Source organism: Streptosporangium amethystogenes, from assembly GCF_000721075.1.
GTDB classification, from domain to species: domain Bacteria; phylum Actinomycetota; class Actinomycetes; order Streptosporangiales; family Streptosporangiaceae; genus Streptosporangium; species Streptosporangium amethystogenes.
On record NZ_JOEQ01000115.1, the window covers coordinates 1 to 1,614 of the forward strand.

The 1,614-nt window shown below is 65.0% G+C and carries 3 protein-coding genes and 1 tRNA gene; all 4 read left to right on the top strand.

Annotation, left to right across the window (positions count from 1 at the left end):
- Positions 1 to 261: hypothetical protein (locus IG98_RS0143810; protein WP_211264388.1), on the top strand; the 261-nt coding region annotated here is incomplete at its 5' end.
- Positions 262 to 547: 286 nt separating this feature from the next.
- Positions 548 to 623, top strand: a tRNA-Ala gene (locus tag IG98_RS0143815).
- Between the two features lie 117 nt (positions 624 to 740).
- The gene (locus IG98_RS0143820) at positions 741 to 1,169 is read left to right on the top strand and encodes a GntR family transcriptional regulator (protein ID WP_030926471.1); all 429 of its coding nucleotides are present in this window, start codon (positions 741 to 743) and stop codon (positions 1,167 to 1,169) included.
- Between the two features lie 224 nt (positions 1,170 to 1,393).
- The coding region (locus IG98_RS46215) for a hypothetical protein (RefSeq protein ID WP_157594903.1) at positions 1,394 to 1,614 on the top strand (221 nt) is incomplete at its 3' end.

Here is a 1,614-nt window from a genome sequence, read left to right on the forward strand (position 1 = left end):
GCCCGCACCCTCCAGACAGGAGCCCCCATGAACCCCCCACCCCAGGACCCGCTCGCCGTACTACGGCGAACCTTCCCCGGCTGGTACATCGACCACGACCCTGTCCTCGGCCGCTGGATCGCCATGCGCTACCGCCCCCTCACCGTCCAGGAGACCAAGGCCGGCGCCAAGTACTTCATCCAGCGCGGCTGCCCCGACCGGCTCAGCACCGCCCTGACCGATCAGACGGAACTCACCCGCCGTACCCGTACCGCCCCCTGAACCGGCGCGGCGAGTACGGCCCGCCTCGTGGCGTACCGCCGCACCACCCCGATCCCGTGCTCCAGTCCCCGCTCGCTTGCCCCAAGCCCATGCGACACCGGTCCGATCCGCTCAATGGGGTCCATCACCAGGACCGATCTCGTACTCTGGAACCGTTCGCGATCTCCGACATTCCTGCGCGGTGAGACATGCCACGCCCCACCCGATCCAAGTGGCGTAGGAGCCGGTTCTGTTGCTACGGTGTACGACTGAAGCAGGTCGTCTCCCAGGCAGCGGCTTGAATCTCGGGGCCTTAGCTCAGTTGGCAGAGCGCCTGCTTTGCAAGCAGGATGTCAGGAGTTCGAATCTCCTAGGCTCCACCAGCCAAAACACTCAGTCTGTGATCACGAAAACCGGGCTTGAGTGACTATCTGGGTGACTAAGCCTCCCGCCCGCCTCCGAAGAGACCATCCGGACATCCGGTCATCCAGCGCCGCAGCATGTGGCACCGCGGCCACACCGCCCGCATCCACGGCGCCTCGGCCCGCCTGGAGATCAACTCCTACACCGACGCCGACATGCTGCCCGACTGGGACGACCCCAAGCGCTTCCACCAGTACCGCAAGCGGCCCGCGTTCTTCTACCAGACCCTCATCCGCGAACACGGACCCATCCGCTGGATGACCCTGACCACCTCCCGCATCGCCTACGAAGACGAACGCACCCGCCGGGGCATGGACTACGCCGAAGCGATCCTCATCATCCGCCGCACCGTGGCCGACCAGAACGGCCACCCGATCGAGGCGACCGAGGTCAAGGCCCCCGCCAACCGCTACGAGATCGGCTACAGCGCCGAGCTGGCCGACGACACCAGCGCGGTATTCACCCCCGAAGAACTCGCTGACAACGGCATCGCCCTAATGATCTAGAAGTCCAGCCGCAGAGCGTGATGTTGCTGGCGAAGGTGCCTGAAGGCCACAGGGTTCGTCGGCCGTTACCCACGAGAACAACCTCCTGCGGCAAGCGTCCGGCTGATTATTGCCGGAGTAACCGGCTTGGTGGCGAGGCGCTGTAACTAGGGCGAGATGTCGGAGTGTAAAGATCACGCTGCAGCCCTTCACAGTGTTGGGTACGTGCGGGAGGACGTTTTCAGATGAGGCGATGGATCGCTGCGTCGGCCGTCATGCTGGTCGTCCCGATGATGGCTGGATTCGGTACCACCGCGGACGCCCAGGGGGCTCCCGCCGACCCGATCGACGCTCTCAAGCGCCAGCTCGTCGAGAACCGGGGGGTGAAGATGTCGATGGTCCGCACCGCCACGGAGCAGAAGAAGGAGAAGGATTACGTCTGGACTAAGGCCGTCGCCGAGTTCGG

What these genes read in the sequence shown, in the direction of transcription:
- IG98_RS0143820 (WP_030926471.1), top strand. Translation starts at nt 741, where the DNA reads ATGTGGCACCGCGGCCACACCGCCCGCATCCACGGCGCCTCGGCCCGC.